This is a genomic window from Aeromicrobium piscarium, from assembly GCF_007421815.1.
GTDB lineage: Bacteria > Actinomycetota > Actinomycetes > Propionibacteriales > Nocardioidaceae > Aeromicrobium > Aeromicrobium piscarium.
This window is the reverse complement of record NZ_VLNT01000023.1, coordinates 25202-40821: the sequence shown is the minus strand read 5'-3', so window position 1 is coordinate 40821 and position 15620 is coordinate 25202. Positions and strand designations below refer to the sequence as shown.

Sequence of the window (15620 nt, the reverse complement as noted above, 5' to 3'; positions counted from 1 at the left end):
CTAGCTCGGCGGCCTCGGGGATCTGCTTCAGCGTCACCCCAGACCGGACCAGCTCACTCGCCCGCCGCGAGCTCACCCGGAGCTGATCGCGTAACCACGCCGTCACCGAGCTATACCCCTCGACCTCGTACTCGAGGGTCTCGGACATCTCAGCGGTCAGTTGAGCCTGGGCAGCGTCCACCGCATTCCGCACCTCTTCCAGCACCCGCAACGCATCCGTCGAGGGCGCGAACGCATCCAACAACGCTGCGGTGTCCCGCAGCCGCTGCGCCAGATCCCCCGAACTCATACACCTATAGTATCGAACAAGCGTTCGAACATCAAGAGATGGTGACGGGCTTTGCTATGAACCCGCTCAGGCCCCCGGGACGATGGCCGAGATGATCGTGCCGTCGGCGCGGCGACGGCCGGCCACCGGGGGCGGCGTGCCCTCCAGTCGTGGCCCCTGGCCGTCGAGGGCGACGACGACGGGCTCGTCGTCGGGCACCGCGATCTCCTTGCCTCGCACCACGATCGTCGGCGTGACCAGACGCCCGTCGGCATCGGGCTGCTGGTCCTCGACCACCAGCTCGACCTCGTCGGAGCGCACGGAGACACGTACCCGCGCCCCGTGCAACGTGACCCGGAACGTGAGCTCCTGCCAGCCGTCCGGGAGCCGAGGATCGAGGGCGAAGACCCCATTGTGATCGCGGAACCCGCCGAATCCCGAGGTCAGACAGCTCCAGACACCCCCGGTCGAGGCGACATGGACGCCGTCGCTCGCATTGTGATGCCGGTCGGCGAGATCCACGAAGAGCGCGCCGAGGAAGTACCGCAGCGCGAGGTCGTGATAGCCGACCTCGGCGGCCATGATCGACTGCACCACCCCCGAGAGGGTCGAGTCACCGGTGGTGATCGGGTCGTAGTACTCGAAATTGGCGCGCTTCTGCTCATCGGTGAAGTGATCGCCCTGCAGGAACAGCGCCAACACCACATCGGCCTGCTTGATGACCTGGAAGCGATAGATGACCAGCGGGTGATAGTTCAACAGCAGCGGACGCTTGTCGAGGCCCGTGTGGTCGAGATCCCAGACCTCCCGCTCGAGGAAGTGCTGGTCCTGCGGGTGGATGCCGAGGTGCTCGTCGAAGGGGATGGCCATGTCGCGGCCGGCGCGCTCCCAGTCCTCGACCTCGGTCTCGACGAGGGACAGTCGTGAGACGAGCCGATCGTAGGTGGCGCCGTCGCGCTCGGCCAGCTCGCGCACCGCCCGCGCCGCCGCCTGCAGGTTGAACCGGGCCATGACATTGGTGAAGAGATTGTCGTTGACGACGGTCGTGTACTCATCGGGTCCGGTGACCCCGTGGATGTGGAACGCACCGTCCTGCTCGTCGCGCCAGAATCCGAGGTCGGCCCACATCCGCGCGGTCTCGACGAGCACATCGATCGCCTCGCGGGTGAGGAACTCGGTGTCCCCCGTGGCCGCGAGGTACTGGGTCAGTGCGTAGGCCACGTCGGCGTCGATGTGGTACTGCGCGGTCCCGGCGGCGTAGTAGGCCGAGGCCTCCTCGCCGTTGATGGTGCGCCAGGGGAACAACGCGCCGCGTTGGGCCATCTCGGTGGCCCGTCGGCGGGCCGCGTCGAGCAGCGAATAGCGGAAGCGCAGCGCGTTGCGGGCCCAGTGCGGCGAGGTGTACGTCAGGAACGGCAGGACATAGACCTCGGTGTCCCAGAAGTAGTGGCCGCTGTACCCCGAACCGGTGACGCCCTTGGCCGGGACACCCTGACCCTCGGCGCGCGCCGAGGCCTGGGCGATCTGGAAGAGATTCCAGCGCACGGCCTGCTGGATCGCCGGCTGGCCGGCGACGGTGACATCGGAGCGCTCCCAGAACGCATCGAGCCAGGCACGCTGGTCGTCGAACTGCTTCTGCACGCCTTCGTCCTTGGCGCGGTCGAGGGTGCGGCGGCAGCGGTCCACGAGCTCGCGCGGCGGCACACCCCGCGAGGTGTGATAGGCCGCGAGCTTGACGAGCTTGACGGGCTTGCCCGGCTGGGCGTTGACCTTGTAGGTGATCTTGGCGAGGTCGTCGTCGACCTGGACCGACTGCTCCCACTCGTTGTCGGTCTCGAAGAGGTGGTCGGCGGCGACCGCGAGGGTCATGCCGCTGTCGACCGCGCGATAGCCGAGGACCATCCGCCCGTCGGCCGCGCTCCCCCAGCTGTACATCGGCTCGAGCACGCGGCGGCTGAAGGTGTCGGACTTGCGGGGATCGTGTCCTTCGCCCATCGCCTTGGAGCGCACGTGGTACTCGTCCTCGCCGTCCTGGCGGTTGAGGATCTGCGAGGAGATGGCGATCGGCGCGGCGCTGTCGAGCATCTCGACCTCGAAGGTCATGACCGCGAGGTGGCGCTGCGTGAAGGACACCATGCGCTTGGTGGAGACCCGGACCCGCTTGCCGCTCGGTGTCCGCCAGATGATGTCGCGTTCGAGCACACCGGAGCGGAAGTCCAGCGACCGCTCGTACTCGACCAGGTCGGCGATGGTGAGCAGCAACGGCTCGTCGTCGACGTAGAGCCGCATGATCTTGGCATCGGGGGCGTTGACGATGGTCTGGCCGACGCGGGCGAAGCCGTAGGCCTCCTCGGCGTGCTGGATCGGCCAGGTCTCGTGGAAGCCGTTGATGAAGGTGCCGTGGGTGTGCGAGTCGCGGCCCTCGATGACATTGCCGCGCATTCCCAGGTAGCCGTTGCCGACGGCGAAGAGGGTCTCGGTGACCCCGAGATCCTCGTGGTTCGGATGGTCCTCGACCAGACGCCACTCGTCGAGCGGGAACCGGCCGCGATCCAGGAAGTCGTGGATGCGCGGTGCCTCGTGTGAGCTCATGCCGCCACCGCCTCGAAGAGAAGAAGACTAGGCCGATGGCGGCACTCGTCAACACCCACCGTTCGCTCGCTGCGCTCGCTCATGCCAGCTCCTCCAGGTCGGTGACGACGATGTCGGCGCCGTTCTCCAGCAATGTGTCGCGGCCCGCACCGCGGTCGACGCCGACGACGAGGCCGAAGGCCCCGGCACGGCCCGCCTGCACGCCGGACACCGCGTCCTCGAGCACGACGGCGCGCTCCTTCGGGACGCTCAGCTTGGCCGCGGCGTCGAGGAAGGTGTCGGGCTGGGGCTTGCCGGCGAGCTGCTCCTCCTCGGCCACACGACCGTCGACGATGACGGGGAAGTAGTCGATCATCCCCGCCGCACGCAGGACGGTGGGGGCATTGCGCGAACTGGACACGACCGCAAGCTTGATGCCCCGCTCCGCGAGCTGCTCGACGAGCCGTCGCGACCCCGGATACGCCTCGACGCCCTCAGCGGCCAGCACCTCGGAGAAGGCCTCGTTCTTGCGGTTGCCGAGCCCGCACACCGTGCGCTGGCTCGAATCGTCGGCGGGGTCGCCGTAGGGCAGGTCGATCCCACGCGACTCCAGGAACGACGCCACGCCCTCGAAGCGCGGCTTGCCGTCGACATAGCGGTAGTAGTCGTCATCGGTATACGGACGCTGGCCGGGCAGGTCGGCGAGGAAGTCGTTGAACATCGCGCTCCAGGCGCGCATGTGCACGACGGCCGTGGGCGTGATGACACCGTCGAGGTCGAACAGCGCGGCGTCGTAGTCGCTCCAATTCACCCCACCAAGCCTACGGCCAGAGTTCCGATGCGAAAGCCTGGGCGCGGTGAGTCGAACCACGTTCTCGATCGTCGGCGCCCGGGTCCGCCGAGGACGACGAAGGATCTGCTTCCGCGGTTGCCCTGGCAGCCACAGAGTCGCATCGTCCGTCGAACCCTGACGAAGGATGTGCCTCTGGGGTCACCGGAGCAACCCCAGAGGCACATCCTTCGTGGTCGGCGGCCGGTGTAGACCGCTGGCGCGCGACGACCCGGGCTCGTAGATTGCCGACATGACGTTCCGAGGCGCCGACAGCGAGACCGGGACACTGCGTACCGTCCTGGTGCACCGGCCGGGCCCGGAGCTGGCGCGCCTCACGCCGCGGAACAACGATCAGCTGCTCTTCGACGCGATCCCCTGGGTATCGCGAGCCCAGGAGGAGCACGACGCCTTCACCGAAGCGCTGCGGGCACGAGGAGTCGAGGTGCTCTACCTCGTCGCGCTGCTCACCGAGACACTGCAGGACCCGGCCGCCCGGCACCACGTCATCGACGAGACGACGGCCGACCCGCGACTGGGCCTCGGGCTCCGTCGCTATCTGCGCGAGGCCCTCGCCGATCTCGATCCCTCCGCGCTCGCCACCGTCCTGACCGCTGGCCTGCGCAACGACGAGCTCAGCGGGACCTCCACCCTGGTCACGAGCCTGCTGGCCCACGAGGACTTCCTGATCGACCCGCTGCCGAATCTCCTGTTCACCCGCGACTCCTCGTTCTGGCTCCCCGAGCACGTCGCCGTGACCAGCCTCGCGATGCCCGCGCGGTCACGCGAGACCCAGCTGACCGGATCGATCTACCGTTTCCACCCGCGTTTCAAGGACAGCACCGTCCTCCACGGCCCCCACCGCGAGCATCTCGAGGGCGGGGACGTCCTGCTGCTCGCACCGGACGTGATCGCCGTCGGCGTCGGCGAGCGAACCACACCGGCCGGCTGCGAGCGATTCGCCGAGCAGGTGCTGCGCCACGGCCTCGCCCGGACTGTCCTCGCGGTGCCGATCGCCCAGGACCGGGCGACGATGCACCTCGACACGATCGTCACCATGGTCGACGTCGACACGGTGGTGGTCTACCCGACGATGGCCGCACGACTGCGAGCGCACGCGATCACCTGGGACGGCGAGGATCTCCACGCGGCACCGGCCCGGCCCTTTTTCGAGACCGCCGCCGAGGCCATGGGCATCGAGGAGCTGCACCGCATCGACACCGGACTCGACCCGGTCACCGCGGAACGCGAGCAGTGGGACGACGGCAACAACACCCTCGCCCTCGCACCGCGCGTGACAGTGGCCTACGAACGCAACGAGCAGACCAACGACCGGCTCCGCGACGCCGGGATCGACGTCGTGACCATCCCCGGGTCCGAGCTCGGCTCCGGCCGCGGCGGCCCGAGGTGCATGTCGTGTCCGATCGACAGGGTCAGCGCACGACCACCTGGCGCGACAACAGGCTCTGCCGCGCCGACCGCTCCGCCTGGGTGAGCGGTTCGTCATCGCGCGCGAGCGCCTCCGTCAACGCCTCCTCGACATTCGCGAGATGCTTGGCGAGCTTCTCGTGATCGTCGAAGCGGTCCACCTCCCACACAAGGACCGGGAGGCCGTCGGCCTTGAACGTGCCCAGCAGATGGCGGCCCCCGACACGATCGGTCGCCGCCAGGTGGAGCCGCGCGAGAGCGGTGAGCACCGCATTCTCGTCCTCGACGAGGAACCACCGCAGATAGGACTCGAAGGACCCGTACTGCGTGACGTAGGCGTGGGGCCGGATCCGCCAGCTGGCGTGCGACAGCGTCTTGGCCTCCAGCATCGCCGTGTCGAGGTTCATGTCGATCTCGATCTCCGGATCGGAGGGCTTCCAGAAGTCGAAGTTCTTCAGGAGCTCGATCTCGAAGGTGCTGTCGGGGTCGATGATGTCCTGCATCCGCTCCCCGACCCCCGGATCGGTCATCGAGACCATCGAACCGGGCTCACGATCGGATGCCAGCGCGATCGCATGCGCCAGATCCCGGCTGAGATCACCGAAATCGTGCGCCACCTGGATGGCGACCTGGATCTCGCCGTCCTCCTTGACACAGGCCGCCACGGCACCGGGCAGCTGACTGACGATGCTGATCTGCCGACCATCACGCAAGGTCACGGTGGCGCGTCCACGCTCGACGAAGTTGCGGAGCGCTATCCACTCACGTTCATCGGGGAGTCCCTCGAAGGGTCGGGCGGCGAAGGGCATCTTCTCGACGCGGTGACGCACGCGACGTGTTTTCCTACCCACAGGTCTCCTGAGATCAGAGGGCGTCGCTGATCGCCAGCTCGGCGCTGACTCGCGTGCCCTGGGACATGTCCACCCACCAGCGGTCGGCGACACGGTTGATGATGGAGAGCCCGCGACCGCTCAGCGAGTCCTCGTCGAAGTCGACCGGTTTGAGAGTCGCTCCGCTGCCTGCGTCGAGGACGCTGAGCTCGAGCAGCTCGCCGTTGATCGACCAGGTGATCTCCATGGATCCGCTGTCGTCCGGGGAGCCGTGCGACACCGCGTTGGCGATCATCTCGCTCAAGACGATCAGGCCATTGTCGATGACCTCGGGGCTGACCTCGTGTCGGGTCAGGAAGGCCGCGAGCTTCGTCCGCGCCAGGCTCGGCGTGGAGGACTCGAACGGCAGCCTGACAGACGCCGACGTCTCGATCATGGTCACCTCCTGTCGCTCCATCCTCGCCCAGACAACACGGCCCCTCAACTCGAACAAGGACCCGACAGCGTCACCTAGGAAACCACTCGGGGAGTTCACCGTGCAATTGACCGTGCGACACAATGAAACCATGAACGACTCGTCGATCCCCTCGGTGACCGTCGCCGACCTGCCCGATCCGCTGCCGGCCGAGCTCGTCGTGCTCGACGTGCGCGAGCCCGATGAGTGGACCTCGGGGCATGTATCCGGGGCGACGCATATCCCCCTGGGGACGCTGCCCGACCGCGTCGGAGAACTCGATCCGCAAACCCCGACCGTGGTCATGTGCCACCTCGGTGGCAGGTCGGCACGAGCCACCGCCTGGCTCTCCCAGCAGGGCTATCACGTGGTCAACCTCGAGGGCGGCATCGAAGCGTGGCACGCCGCGGGACGCCCCGTCACCACCGCCTGACCCGTTGGTCACCGCTGCCCCTCTCTCCAGGACGCGGCCAGCCGGGGGTGAGCTGCCCGGGATAGTCCGGCGCGTTCGGCGGCACCGGCACCACCGGATGCCGCGGCGGGGGCGCCGCCTGCGGGGGCCAGCTCACCGGCGGCCCCGCGGGCGGCCCCGTCATCGGTGGACGCGGGGGCGGCGCTGGACCGACCGGCGGCACCGGACGCGGCGGCTGGGGCGCACGCTCGGTCACCAGTCCGACACGGCGCGCCTGCCACTCGACCAGCGCGATGATCACCGCCATCGCGACCACCGTCGGCAGCACATCGACGGGACCGAGATCGCCCTGCTCGCCCGTGGGGTCGACGAGGCCCACCGCGCCGAGCACGAACAGCAGCACGTTGTTGACCACGTGGACCGCGATCGCCGCTTCGAGTCCCCCGGTACGGATGGTCAACCAGCCGGCGGTCAACCCGAACACCGCGACGTCGACCAGGCCCCAGAACTCGTAGATGTGTCCGGCGGCGAAGACCAGCGTGGTCACCAGCAGCGGCAGGACCGGCGATCTCACCCACGAACCGATGAGTTGCAGACCGAAACCACGGAAGGCGTACTCCTCGGCGGCAGACTGCAGCGGAACGAGCAGCAGGACGAGCACGATCATCAACGCCGATCGCCCGGTGAACTCGTAGGTCAGGGGTCCGGTGGAGGCCTCCATAGCCACCGCCCCGCCGATCGCGACTCCCAGCGCCCCGACCGCGATCAGCGCGCACCGCGCCAGCCAACCCCATCGCAGCCGCCCCTCGACCGACAGCAGGTAGCGCGCGTGCCTGCGCCACACGATGGCCGTCGCGGACCACACACTCGGGACCATCACGATGATGGAGACCATCGCGAACGCGAAGATGCCCGGATCGAGCAGGTCGAACCGTGCCGTGGCGTCAAGGAAGTCGTCGACCCCACCGGGCGACCCGTCGATGGCCACCACCATGAGCGCACCGAGCACGAGCACGATCGACGCCGCGAAGAAGAAGCACACCGCGAGCACCGCGGCGACGGGCAGCTTCCAGTGGGCGAAGTCGGTGGACTCGCGTGCGAGTCGGTGGAAGCGAGTGGCCATGCCTCGCATCGTCACATATGCCGCCCCCGCTCATCGGACCCTGTCCACAGGACCCTAGCGTCGTGTGTCGGAAGTTCATCGCCGCTTTTCCTCGTCTGAGCGGCGCTCCGCGACGTTGGCGTCACTCGAAAGGCGTCCAGCCTGCCTTCGCTCCGCCGCCTTGCGGAGCATCCACTCAGACGACGCCTCTCGGCAACGAACTTCCAACACACGACACTAGAACGACGACGCGCCCCCGTCCACGAGGAACGGGGGCGCGTCGATGTCGCCATCACGCACAGGACCTCTCCCCTCGCCGCCATCGGCGACGAGGAAGGTCCGGAGCGGGACGTCTTACTTGGCGGCGGCCTTCAGGCGCGAGCCGGCGCTGACCTTCACGCCGTAACCGGCCGGGATGTCGATCGTCTCGCCGGTGGCGGGGTTCCGGCCCGTGCGAGCGGCGCGCTCGACGCGCTCGACCGACAGGATGCCGGGGATGGAGACCTTGTCGCCCTTGGAGACGGCGTCGAGGACGACATCGCTGAAGGCCGAGAGCACCTTGTCGGCGTCGGTCTTGGTCACGCCGGCCTGCTCAGCGAGGGCGGCGACGAGGTCGTTGCGGGAGAGAGCCACGAAAACTCCTAGTGCAGATTGATGTGTGCGTCCGCCAGTCTATGAATACTCCGCGAAATTCCAAGCCCTACCCGGCCGTGTCGCGGGGTTTATCCGGTGGTAGAGAACGTCCAGTCCAACGGCTGACCGGCGGTCAGCGGACCGATACGACGCAGGTACTCATCCCGTCTCACTGTGGTCACGCCGAGTGAGGCCAGGTGCGGCGTCTGCCACTGCGTGTCGACAAGATAGTCCGATCCTGCCTGCGATTCCAATAGTTCGTTCAACGCCACCAGCGCCACCTTGGACGCGTCTCTCACCCGATGGAACATCGATTCCCCGGCGAACAGGCGTCCCACGGCGACACCGTACAGACCGCCCACCAGCGCACCGTCGTCGTCACGGACCTCGATCGAATGTGCCCAGCCGAACTCGTGCAATCGCTGGTAAGCGCGCGCGATCGAGCGGTCGATCCAGGCGCCCGGGCGACGCGGGTCGGCACACCCGGCGACCACTCCGGCGAAGTCCTGGTCGACCGTGATCGTGAACCGACGCGTCGAGGCGCGTAGCGACCGCGAGACCCGGATACGTCCCGGTTCGAGCACACCGCGCTCGAGCGGGCACCACCACAACAGCTGCCCCCCGTCGGGCATCGGGAAGAGGCCATTGCGGTAGGCCTCGACCAGAGTGGAGGGTTCGAGGTCGGCGCCCGCCGCGACGCAGTCGTCCTCCGGCCACCGCGCCGAGGTGAAGTCCCACACGGGTGGCGGCAGCGGCACCGGTCCGGTCATGTCCTCATCATCTCGCGCAGATGGGCCAGCGGTGCCTCACCCCACTGCTCCCACTCGGCCTCGGTCGCCTCCTGCAGCAGGCCCCACCAGCTCCCGGCGCGATTGACCGCATGGGTGAAGGTCGCCGCGTTCCAGGCCACGCCCCAGGCCGTGTGGTCGATGTCCCAGACCTCCAGGTAGGCGGCGACGACCCCGAGCCAGTCGACATCCGCCCCCATGCGCGCGACCGCGCGGGGGACGGACAGCAGCTCGACGGCGGGCGCCCAGCTCGCGTCGCCGAAGTCGAGCAATCGTGGCCGCTCGCGCGTTCCCCACACATTGCCCCAGTGCAGGTCGCCGTGCTGGAACGTGGTGGGCAGCGAGGAGGCCTCCAATGCCGCGCACGCCTCAGCGAGCTCGTCGCGATGCCGCCGGAATCGCGTCGCCTCGTCAGCCGTGAGCGCCGAGGGATGCAGGTCCGGCAGACCTTCGAGGGCGTCGAGGAGCTGATCGAACCGCTCGGGCACCGTCCTGGGGGAGTGGTCCGGGAGCCCGGCCTCCAGCAGCTCGGTTCCATGGTCGGCCAGCCGCTGCTGCCATCGCGCTCCCTCGCGCACGAGCGCGCACCAGTCCGCGGTGCCGGCGTCCGTGTCCTCGAGGGGACGCTCTCCGTGGTCGGCGGTGAGCAGCCATCCCCGGCGCGGATCGACGGCCAGCGGTCGCTGGAGGAGCTCGGGGATCAGCTGGGTGAGCAGCTGGTGCACCCCCGCTTCGAACCGGGCCGCGCGGCAGTTGGCCTTGAACCAGACATCGCCGTGGTCGGTCGCCACGACGAGCTGGGTCGACCAGGGTCGAACACGCGGTTGGCGGATCGGGCCGGTGAGCCGCCACCCCGCACGGGTGACCATCTCGGCGATCCACTCCGTCGCCGCGGAGCGCCACGCCGGGCTCACGACCTGCTGCGAGAAAGGCGGTGTCCGGACCGTCATGGGTGCTCCCTCGATCGTCCCCCATACATCCTCGCGCAGATTCGGGCCCCGCGGATAGGAACGGCTTCCTATCCTGGGGGTATGGGTCTGGGAAGCACTATGGCCGTCGGCGCGGGATCGAAGCTGGTTCCCCGCGTCGCCTCCGGCTATGTCCGCGCGGTACTGGATCGCGCCATCGACGGCGCCGGACCCCTGCGGCCGGTCATCGAGACGGCCGGCGGCAAGCTGGCGAGCCACGGTGGCGACGTCGAGAAGGCCGTCGCGGCCCTCGTACGCACGCACACCAGCCTGGCTGGGCTTCAGGGATTCGTCACCAATCTGGGCGGCCTCTCGATCGCGGCCGCGACCCTGCCGGCGAACGTCGTGGGCGTGACGATCGTGCAGTGCCATCTGGTCGCGAGCGTGGCGCATCTGCGCGGCTACGACATCGAGGATCCACGGGTCCGCAATGCGATCCTGGCGGTCATGCTGGGCGAGGAGACCGTCGAGCAGATGATCCGTAGCCACCGGTTGCCGTCATCGCCGATGGCGATGGCCACCTCGCCGGTCCATGACCCGGCGCTCGACGACCGCATCGCCCGGGAGGTCACCGGGGAGCTCGTCGGTCGCACGGTCGGTCGGCGTGCGGTCATGCTCGTCGGCAAGCGCGTGCCGTTGCTGGGCGGCGCGGTGGGCGCCGGCGCCGACGGTCTCGGCACCTGGCAGGTCGGGAAGTACGCCCAGACCGAGTTGCGCGACCGCCGGCTGCGCTGAGCCCCGTCCAACTTTTGGCCACTTGTGGCCCTTTCGACGACCTCTGAACGGGCCACAAGTGGCCAAATCCTGCTCGCTCGTCGCGGGGCGACCGCATACTGAGATCGTCTCGACAACCGGACAAGGTGAGCTTCCGGACCAAGGTGTGGCCGGTTGTGGCCCCTCCTCCGGCTTCCGAAGGGGCCACAAGTGGCCAGAAGTTGGACCCGGAAGGTCAGGTGAGGGCGCGGACGACGGCCGACGGGCTGGGGCGACCCAACTGTTCGGCCATCCAGATGCTCGTCGCCACCACCGCATCGAGGTCGACGCCGTGCTCGATGCCGAGGCCGTCGAGCATCCAGATCAGATCCTCGGTGGCCAGATTGCCGGTAGCGCTCTCGGCATAGGGACATCCGCCGAGGCCGCCGGCCGAGGCGTCGAAGGTCGTGATCCCCTGGCGCAACGCCGCATGGGCATTGGCGAGCGCCTGGCCGTAGGTGTCGTGGAAGTGCATCGCGAGCCGGTCGACACCCACACCCGCAGCGCCGAAGGCCTCGACGAGTGCGCCCACGTGACCCACGGTTCCCACGCCGATCGTGTCGCCGAGCGAGAGCTGCGAGGCCCCGAGGCCGAGCAGCCGGGTGCCGACCGCGACCACCTGTTCGATCGGGACCGCGCCCTCCCACGGATCGCCGAAGCACATCGACACATAGGCGCGGACATCGATCCCCTGATCGAGGGCGCGCCGCACGACCGGCTCGAACATCGCGAACTGGTCCTCCAGCGTCGTGTTCAGGTTCTTGGCCGCGAAGGTCTCGGTGGCGCTCGCGAAGACCGCGATATGCCGGCACCCAGCCTCGATCGCCCGGTCGAGGCCACGCTCATTGGGCACCAGGACGGGCAACGGAATCGCACCGTCGAGGTCGAGGCCGGCGACGAGCTCGGCCGCATCGGCGAGCTGCGGCACCCAGCGCGGATGCACGAAGCTCGTCGCCTCCACGATCGGCAGGCCGGCAGCCACCAGCCGCTCCACGAACGCCGCCTTGACCTCCAGCGGGACGATCGCCTTCTCATTCTGCAGCCCGTCGCGCGGTCCGACCTCGTAGATCGTCACCCGCTCGGGCAGTCCCTCCTCGCGGACCGTCATCGGCAGGGCGCGGCCCATCAGGCGTCCCCGTCGGCCGCGGTGACCCGGGCGATCACCTGCCCGATCGGCACCTGTTGCCCCGGCCGGGCGCCGAGCTCTCCCACCACTCCGTCGTGGGGGGCGACGAGCGTGAGCTCCATCTTCATCGCCTCCATCGTCGCGATGCGCTGATCGGCGACGACCCGATCGCCTTCGGCGACCTGGACCGTCAGCACCGTTCCCGGCATCGGCGCCGTCACCGTCTCGTCGCCCTGGGCGGCGGAGCGGGCACGCGACATCGGATCCGGGACCTCCAGAACCCACGACTCACCGTGCTGGGCGACCCAGACCCGGCCGCCGATCCGCCGTAGCCACGGCGCACCTATCCACGGCTCGGGTATCGCCTCACGACGACATTGCGCGGAAGCATCCAGGTCGATCTCGTGCCGCTGACCGAACTGTTCGACGAGGACCACGCGGTCGGGACCTGCGTGGCCGGCCGAACGCCATCCGTCGCGGCAGCCGAAGGGATCGTCCTCGGCCGGCTCGGTCATGCACTGAGCCGCCTCGGCCAGCGCCCGGTCACTGAGTTCCGGTCGATCGAGTAATGCGGACGAGAGCTCGGGATCATCGAGCCATCCGGTGTGCACATCGCCCTCGCGGAAGGCCGTACTGTCCGCCAGCCGGCGGACGAAGCCGGTATTGGTGGTGACCCCGAGCACCGCCGTCTCGCTCAGCGCGGCGACGAGCGCGTCGATCGCCTCGTCCCGCGTGGCCCCGCGCGTGATGATCTTGGCCAGCATCGGATCGTAGGCCGTGCCGACCTCGCCTGGACCGTCGAGCGCCGCCTCGACGCGTTCGTGCCACGGCCACTGCACGTCGACCACCCGACCGGCCTGCGGCAGGAAGCCGGCATAGGGGTCCTCGGCGTAGATACGGGCCTCGATCGCATGGCCCTCGCAGCCGATCTCGTCCTGGCGCAGCGGCAGCGGTTCCCCCTGCGCGATCTGGAACTGCCACTGCACGAGATCGACACCGGTGACTTCCTCGGTGACCGGATGCTCGACTTGGAGCCGGGTGTTCATCTCCAGGAAGTAGGCATCCGTGCCCGCGACCAGGAACTCGACGGTCCCGGCGCCCACATACCCGACCTCGCGGCAGAGCGCGACTGCCGAGTCGAGCAGCAACTGCCTGACCGCCGGGTCGAGGAAGGGCGCCGGAGCCTCTTCGATGACCTTCTGGTGCCGTCGCTGCGCCGAACAGTCACGCTCGTAGAGATGCACGATCTCGCCGCGGGTGTCGCCGAAGACCTGCACCTCGACGTGCCGACCCCGCTCGACGTACTTCTCGATCAGCAGCGTGTCATCGCCGAAGGCGGACCGGGCCTCACGACTCGCGACCGCGAGCGCATCGGCGAGGTCATCGGGGCGTCGAGCGACGTGCATGCCCTTGCCACCCCCTCCTGCCGCCGCCTTCACGAGGACCGGGAAGGCGTCCGCGGGGATGTCATCGGGCTCGAAGCGCGGGGTGATGGGGACCCCGGCGCGCTCGGCGATATCGCGGGCGCGGTCCTTGCGGCCCATCGCCTCCATCACCTCGGCGCTCGGGCCGATGAACACCAGACCGGCCTCGGTCACCGCCCGAGCGAACTCCGCCCGCTCGGACAGGAAGCCGTAACCGGGATGGACCGCCTCGGCACCGGTGCGACGGGCGGCGTCGAGGATCGCCTCGATCGAGAGATAGGACTCGCTCGCGGGGGTGGGGCCGATGCGCACGGACTCGTCGGCCTCGCGGGTGAAGGCGGCGTCGGCATCGGCATCGGCGTAGACCGCGATGCTGACGAGTCCGACGTCGCGGCAGGCCCGGATGATGCGGCGGGCGATCTCGCCACGGTTGGCGATGAGGACACGGGAGAAAGTCATAGCCGGAACACTCCGAACTGTGGGGTGGCGGGGATGGGAGCGTGCGCGGCGGCCTGGAGCCCGAGTCCGAGCACGCGCCGGGTGTTTGCGGGATCGATGATGCCGTCGTCCCACAGCCGGGCGGTGGAGTAGTAGGGGGACCCCTGCTCCTCGTATTGCGCGCGGATCGGCTCCTTGAAGGCCTCCTCGTCCTCCTCGCTCCACTCGCCGCCCTTGGCCTCGAGGGCGTCGCGGCGGACGGTGGCGAGCACCGACGCGGCCTGCTCGCCGCCCATGACCGAGATCCGGGCGTTGGGCCATATCCACAGGAATCGCGGATCGTAGGCGCGACCGCACATGCCGTAGTTGCCCGCACCATAGGAGCCGCCGATGACGACGGTGAACTTGGGGACGACGCTCGACGCGACAGCGGTGACCAGTTTGGCGCCGTCCTTCGCGATGCCCCCGTTCTCGTACTCCTTGCCGACCATGAAGCCGGTGATGTTCTGCAGGAAGACCAGCGGGATGCCGCGCTGATTGGCCAGCTCGATGAAGTGCGCGCCCTTCATCGCCGACTCGCTGAAGAGGATGCCGTTATTGGCCAGGATGGCGACGGGGTAGCCCCAGATGTGGGCGAAACCGCAGACGAGGGTATCGCCGTAGAGCGGCTTGAACTCGTGTAGGCGCGAGTCGTCGACGATCCGGCGGATGACCTCGCGTACGTCATAGGGCACGCGCGGGTCGTCGGGGATCACGTCGTAGAGGCCGGACGGGTCATCCCTCGGCTCGACGGGCTCGCGCCGGACATAGGCGGGGGCCTGTGGGCGTTCGAGGGTCTCGACGATGGAGCGGACGATCGCCAGCGCATGCTCGTCGTCCTCGGCGAGATGGTCCACCACACCGGAGGTGCGGGCGTGCACGTCGCCGCCGCCGAGCTCCTCGGCGGTCACCACCTCGCCGGTGGCGGCCTTCACGAGCGGCGGCCCGCCGAGGAAGATCGTGCCCTGGTCGCGCACGATGACGCTCTCGTCGCTCATCGCCGGCACATAGGCGCCGCCGGCGGTGCAGGAGCCCATGACCGCGGCGATCTGCGGGATGCCCTGCGCCGACATCTGTGCCTGGTTGTAGAAGATCCGGCCGAAGTGCTCGCGGTCGGGGAACACCTCGTCCTGCATCGGCAGGAAGGCTCCGCCGGAGTCGACGAGGTAGACGCACGGCAGCCGGTTCTGCTGGGCGATCGTCTGCGCCCGCAGGTGCTTCTTGACGGTGAGCGGGTAGTAGGTGCCACCTTTGACCGTCGCGTCATTGGCGACGATGACACATTCGCGTCCCGCGACCCGGCCGATGCCGGTGACGATGCCCGCGCTGGGCACATCGCCGCCGTACACGTCGTGCGCCGCGAGTGGTGCGATCTCAAGGAACGGCGAGCCGGGATCAAGCAACCGGTCCACGCGATCGCGAGGGAGCAGCTTGCCGCGGGACAGATGCCGTTCGCGGGCGGCATCGCTGCCGCCACGCCGGGCGACGGCGGTGCGCTCACGGAGTTCGGAGACGAGATCCTGGAGGGTCACGCCTCGAAGGTTAACAGTCATTAAC

15 protein-coding genes are annotated in these 15620 nt (G+C 68.7%); 3 read left to right on the top strand and 12 right to left on the bottom strand.

Annotated elements, in window-relative coordinates; translation table 11 throughout:
* The 3 genes from FNM00_RS17060 to FNM00_RS17050 form a co-directional block, all read right to left on the bottom strand.
* On the bottom strand, window positions 1-289 hold a 289-nt coding region (locus FNM00_RS17060; RefSeq protein ID WP_143914741.1), incomplete at its 3' end, for a DUF222 domain-containing protein.
* A 66-nt stretch (window positions 290-355) separates the two neighbouring features.
* A complete protein-coding gene (locus tag FNM00_RS17055; RefSeq protein WP_143914740.1) occupies window positions 356-2860 on the bottom strand; it encodes a glycoside hydrolase family 65 protein in 2505 nt (834 codons plus the stop codon).
* Between the two features lie 79 nt (window positions 2861-2939).
* Window positions 2940-3650, bottom strand: coding sequence for an HAD family hydrolase (locus FNM00_RS17050; RefSeq protein WP_143914739.1), 711 nt, complete (start codon window positions 3648-3650; stop codon window positions 2940-2942).
* 271 nt (window positions 3651-3921) lie between these two features.
* On the opposite strand from FNM00_RS17050, the gene FNM00_RS17045 reads away from it, so the two are divergent.
* Window positions 3922-5163, top strand: a complete 1242-nt coding sequence (locus FNM00_RS17045; protein WP_143914738.1) for an arginine deiminase — start codon at window positions 3922-3924, stop codon at window positions 5161-5163.
* Here FNM00_RS17045 and FNM00_RS17040 read toward each other — a convergent pair.
* Together FNM00_RS17040 and FNM00_RS17035 are read right to left on the bottom strand one after the other, a co-directional pair.
* The gene (locus tag FNM00_RS17040; RefSeq protein WP_143914737.1) at window positions 5102-5926 is read right to left on the bottom strand and encodes a DUF5926 family protein; all 825 of its coding nucleotides are present in this window, start codon (window positions 5924-5926) and stop codon (window positions 5102-5104) included. The genes FNM00_RS17045 and FNM00_RS17040 overlap by 62 nt on opposite strands.
* A 34-nt stretch (window positions 5927-5960) precedes the next feature.
* Window positions 5961-6362: an ATP-binding protein gene (locus FNM00_RS17035; protein WP_185973211.1), complete on the bottom strand. Its 402-nt coding sequence runs from the start codon at window positions 6360-6362 to the stop codon at window positions 5961-5963.
* Between the two features lie 130 nt (window positions 6363-6492).
* Between FNM00_RS17035 and FNM00_RS17030 the strand changes: the two genes are divergently transcribed.
* The gene (locus tag FNM00_RS17030) at window positions 6493-6813 is read left to right on the top strand and encodes a rhodanese-like domain-containing protein (RefSeq protein ID WP_143914735.1); all 321 of its coding nucleotides are present in this window, start codon (window positions 6493-6495) and stop codon (window positions 6811-6813) included.
* Here the strand turns inward: FNM00_RS17030 and FNM00_RS17025 are convergent.
* From FNM00_RS17025 to FNM00_RS17010, 4 genes are all read right to left on the bottom strand, one after another.
* Entirely contained in the window at window positions 6800-7915 is a 1116-nt protein-coding gene (locus FNM00_RS17025) for a CPBP family intramembrane glutamic endopeptidase (protein ID WP_143914734.1), read from the bottom strand. The genes FNM00_RS17030 and FNM00_RS17025 overlap by 14 nt on opposite strands.
* Window positions 7916-8248: 333 nt before the next feature.
* Window positions 8249-8527, bottom strand: coding sequence for an HU family DNA-binding protein (locus FNM00_RS17020; protein WP_087622326.1), 279 nt, complete (start codon window positions 8525-8527; stop codon window positions 8249-8251).
* An 89-nt stretch (window positions 8528-8616) separates the two neighbouring features.
* Window positions 8617-9297, bottom strand: coding sequence for a leucyl/phenylalanyl-tRNA--protein transferase (aat, locus tag FNM00_RS17015; RefSeq protein ID WP_143914733.1), 681 nt, complete (start codon window positions 9295-9297; stop codon window positions 8617-8619).
* Window positions 9294-10265: a phosphotransferase gene (locus tag FNM00_RS17010; RefSeq protein ID WP_143914732.1), complete on the bottom strand. Its 972-nt coding sequence runs from the start codon at window positions 10263-10265 to the stop codon at window positions 9294-9296. The genes aat and FNM00_RS17010 overlap by 4 nt, the downstream gene beginning before the upstream one ends.
* Before the next feature lie 81 nt (window positions 10266-10346).
* Here FNM00_RS17010 and FNM00_RS17005 point away from each other — a divergent pair, with 81 nt between their 5' ends.
* On the top strand, window positions 10347-11018 hold the full coding sequence (locus FNM00_RS17005) for an EcsC family protein (protein ID WP_143914731.1): 672 nt from the start codon (window positions 10347-10349) through the stop codon (window positions 11016-11018).
* Between the two features lie 214 nt (window positions 11019-11232).
* On the opposite strand, the gene FNM00_RS17000 is transcribed toward FNM00_RS17005, so the two are convergent.
* The 3 genes from FNM00_RS17000 to FNM00_RS16990 are packed head-to-tail and all read right to left on the bottom strand — an operon-like array spanning window position 11233 to window position 15616.
* Window positions 11233-12162, bottom strand: a complete 930-nt coding sequence (locus FNM00_RS17000; protein WP_143914730.1) for a hydroxymethylglutaryl-CoA lyase — start codon at window positions 12160-12162, stop codon at window positions 11233-11235.
* Window positions 12162-14045 (bottom strand): acetyl/propionyl/methylcrotonyl-CoA carboxylase subunit alpha, encoded by a 1884-nt coding sequence (locus FNM00_RS16995; RefSeq protein WP_143914729.1) that lies wholly within the window; start codon window positions 14043-14045, stop codon window positions 12162-12164. The genes FNM00_RS17000 and FNM00_RS16995 overlap by 1 nt, the downstream gene beginning before the upstream one ends.
* On the bottom strand, window positions 14042-15616 hold the full coding sequence (locus FNM00_RS16990; protein ID WP_143914728.1) for a carboxyl transferase domain-containing protein: 1575 nt from the start codon (window positions 15614-15616) through the stop codon (window positions 14042-14044). The genes FNM00_RS16995 and FNM00_RS16990 overlap by 4 nt, the downstream gene beginning before the upstream one ends.
* Window positions 15617-15620: the final 4 nt, after the last annotated feature.

Bases quoted from the DNA above. Each gene is read 5' to 3' on its own strand.
- FNM00_RS17055 (WP_143914740.1), bottom strand. From the start codon at position 2,860: ATGAGCTCACACGAGGCACCGCGCATCCACGACTTCCTGGATCGCGGC.
- FNM00_RS17045 (WP_143914738.1), top strand. From the start codon at position 3,922: ATGACGTTCCGAGGCGCCGACAGCGAGACCGGGACACTGCGTACCGTC.
- FNM00_RS17035 (WP_185973211.1), bottom strand. From the start codon at position 6,362: ATGATCGAGACGTCGGCGTCTGTCAGGCTGCCGTTCGAGTCCTCCACG.
- FNM00_RS17030 (WP_143914735.1), top strand. From the start codon at position 6,493: ATGAACGACTCGTCGATCCCCTCGGTGACCGTCGCCGACCTGCCCGAT.
- FNM00_RS17025 (WP_143914734.1), bottom strand. From the start codon at position 7,915: ATGGCCACTCGCTTCCACCGACTCGCACGCGAGTCCACCGACTTCGCC.
- aat (WP_143914733.1), bottom strand. From the start codon at position 9,297: ATGACCGGACCGGTGCCGCTGCCGCCACCCGTGTGGGACTTCACCTCG.
- FNM00_RS17010 (WP_143914732.1), bottom strand. From the start codon at position 10,265: ATGACGGTCCGGACACCGCCTTTCTCGCAGCAGGTCGTGAGCCCGGCG.
- FNM00_RS17005 (WP_143914731.1), top strand. From the start codon at position 10,347: ATGGGTCTGGGAAGCACTATGGCCGTCGGCGCGGGATCGAAGCTGGTT.
- FNM00_RS17000 (WP_143914730.1), bottom strand. From the start codon at position 12,162: ATGGGCCGCGCCCTGCCGATGACGGTCCGCGAGGAGGGACTGCCCGAG.
- FNM00_RS16995 (WP_143914729.1), bottom strand. From the start codon at position 14,045: ATGACTTTCTCCCGTGTCCTCATCGCCAACCGTGGCGAGATCGCCCGC.
- FNM00_RS16990 (WP_143914728.1), bottom strand. From the start codon at position 15,616: ATGACTGTTAACCTTCGAGGCGTGACCCTCCAGGATCTCGTCTCCGAA.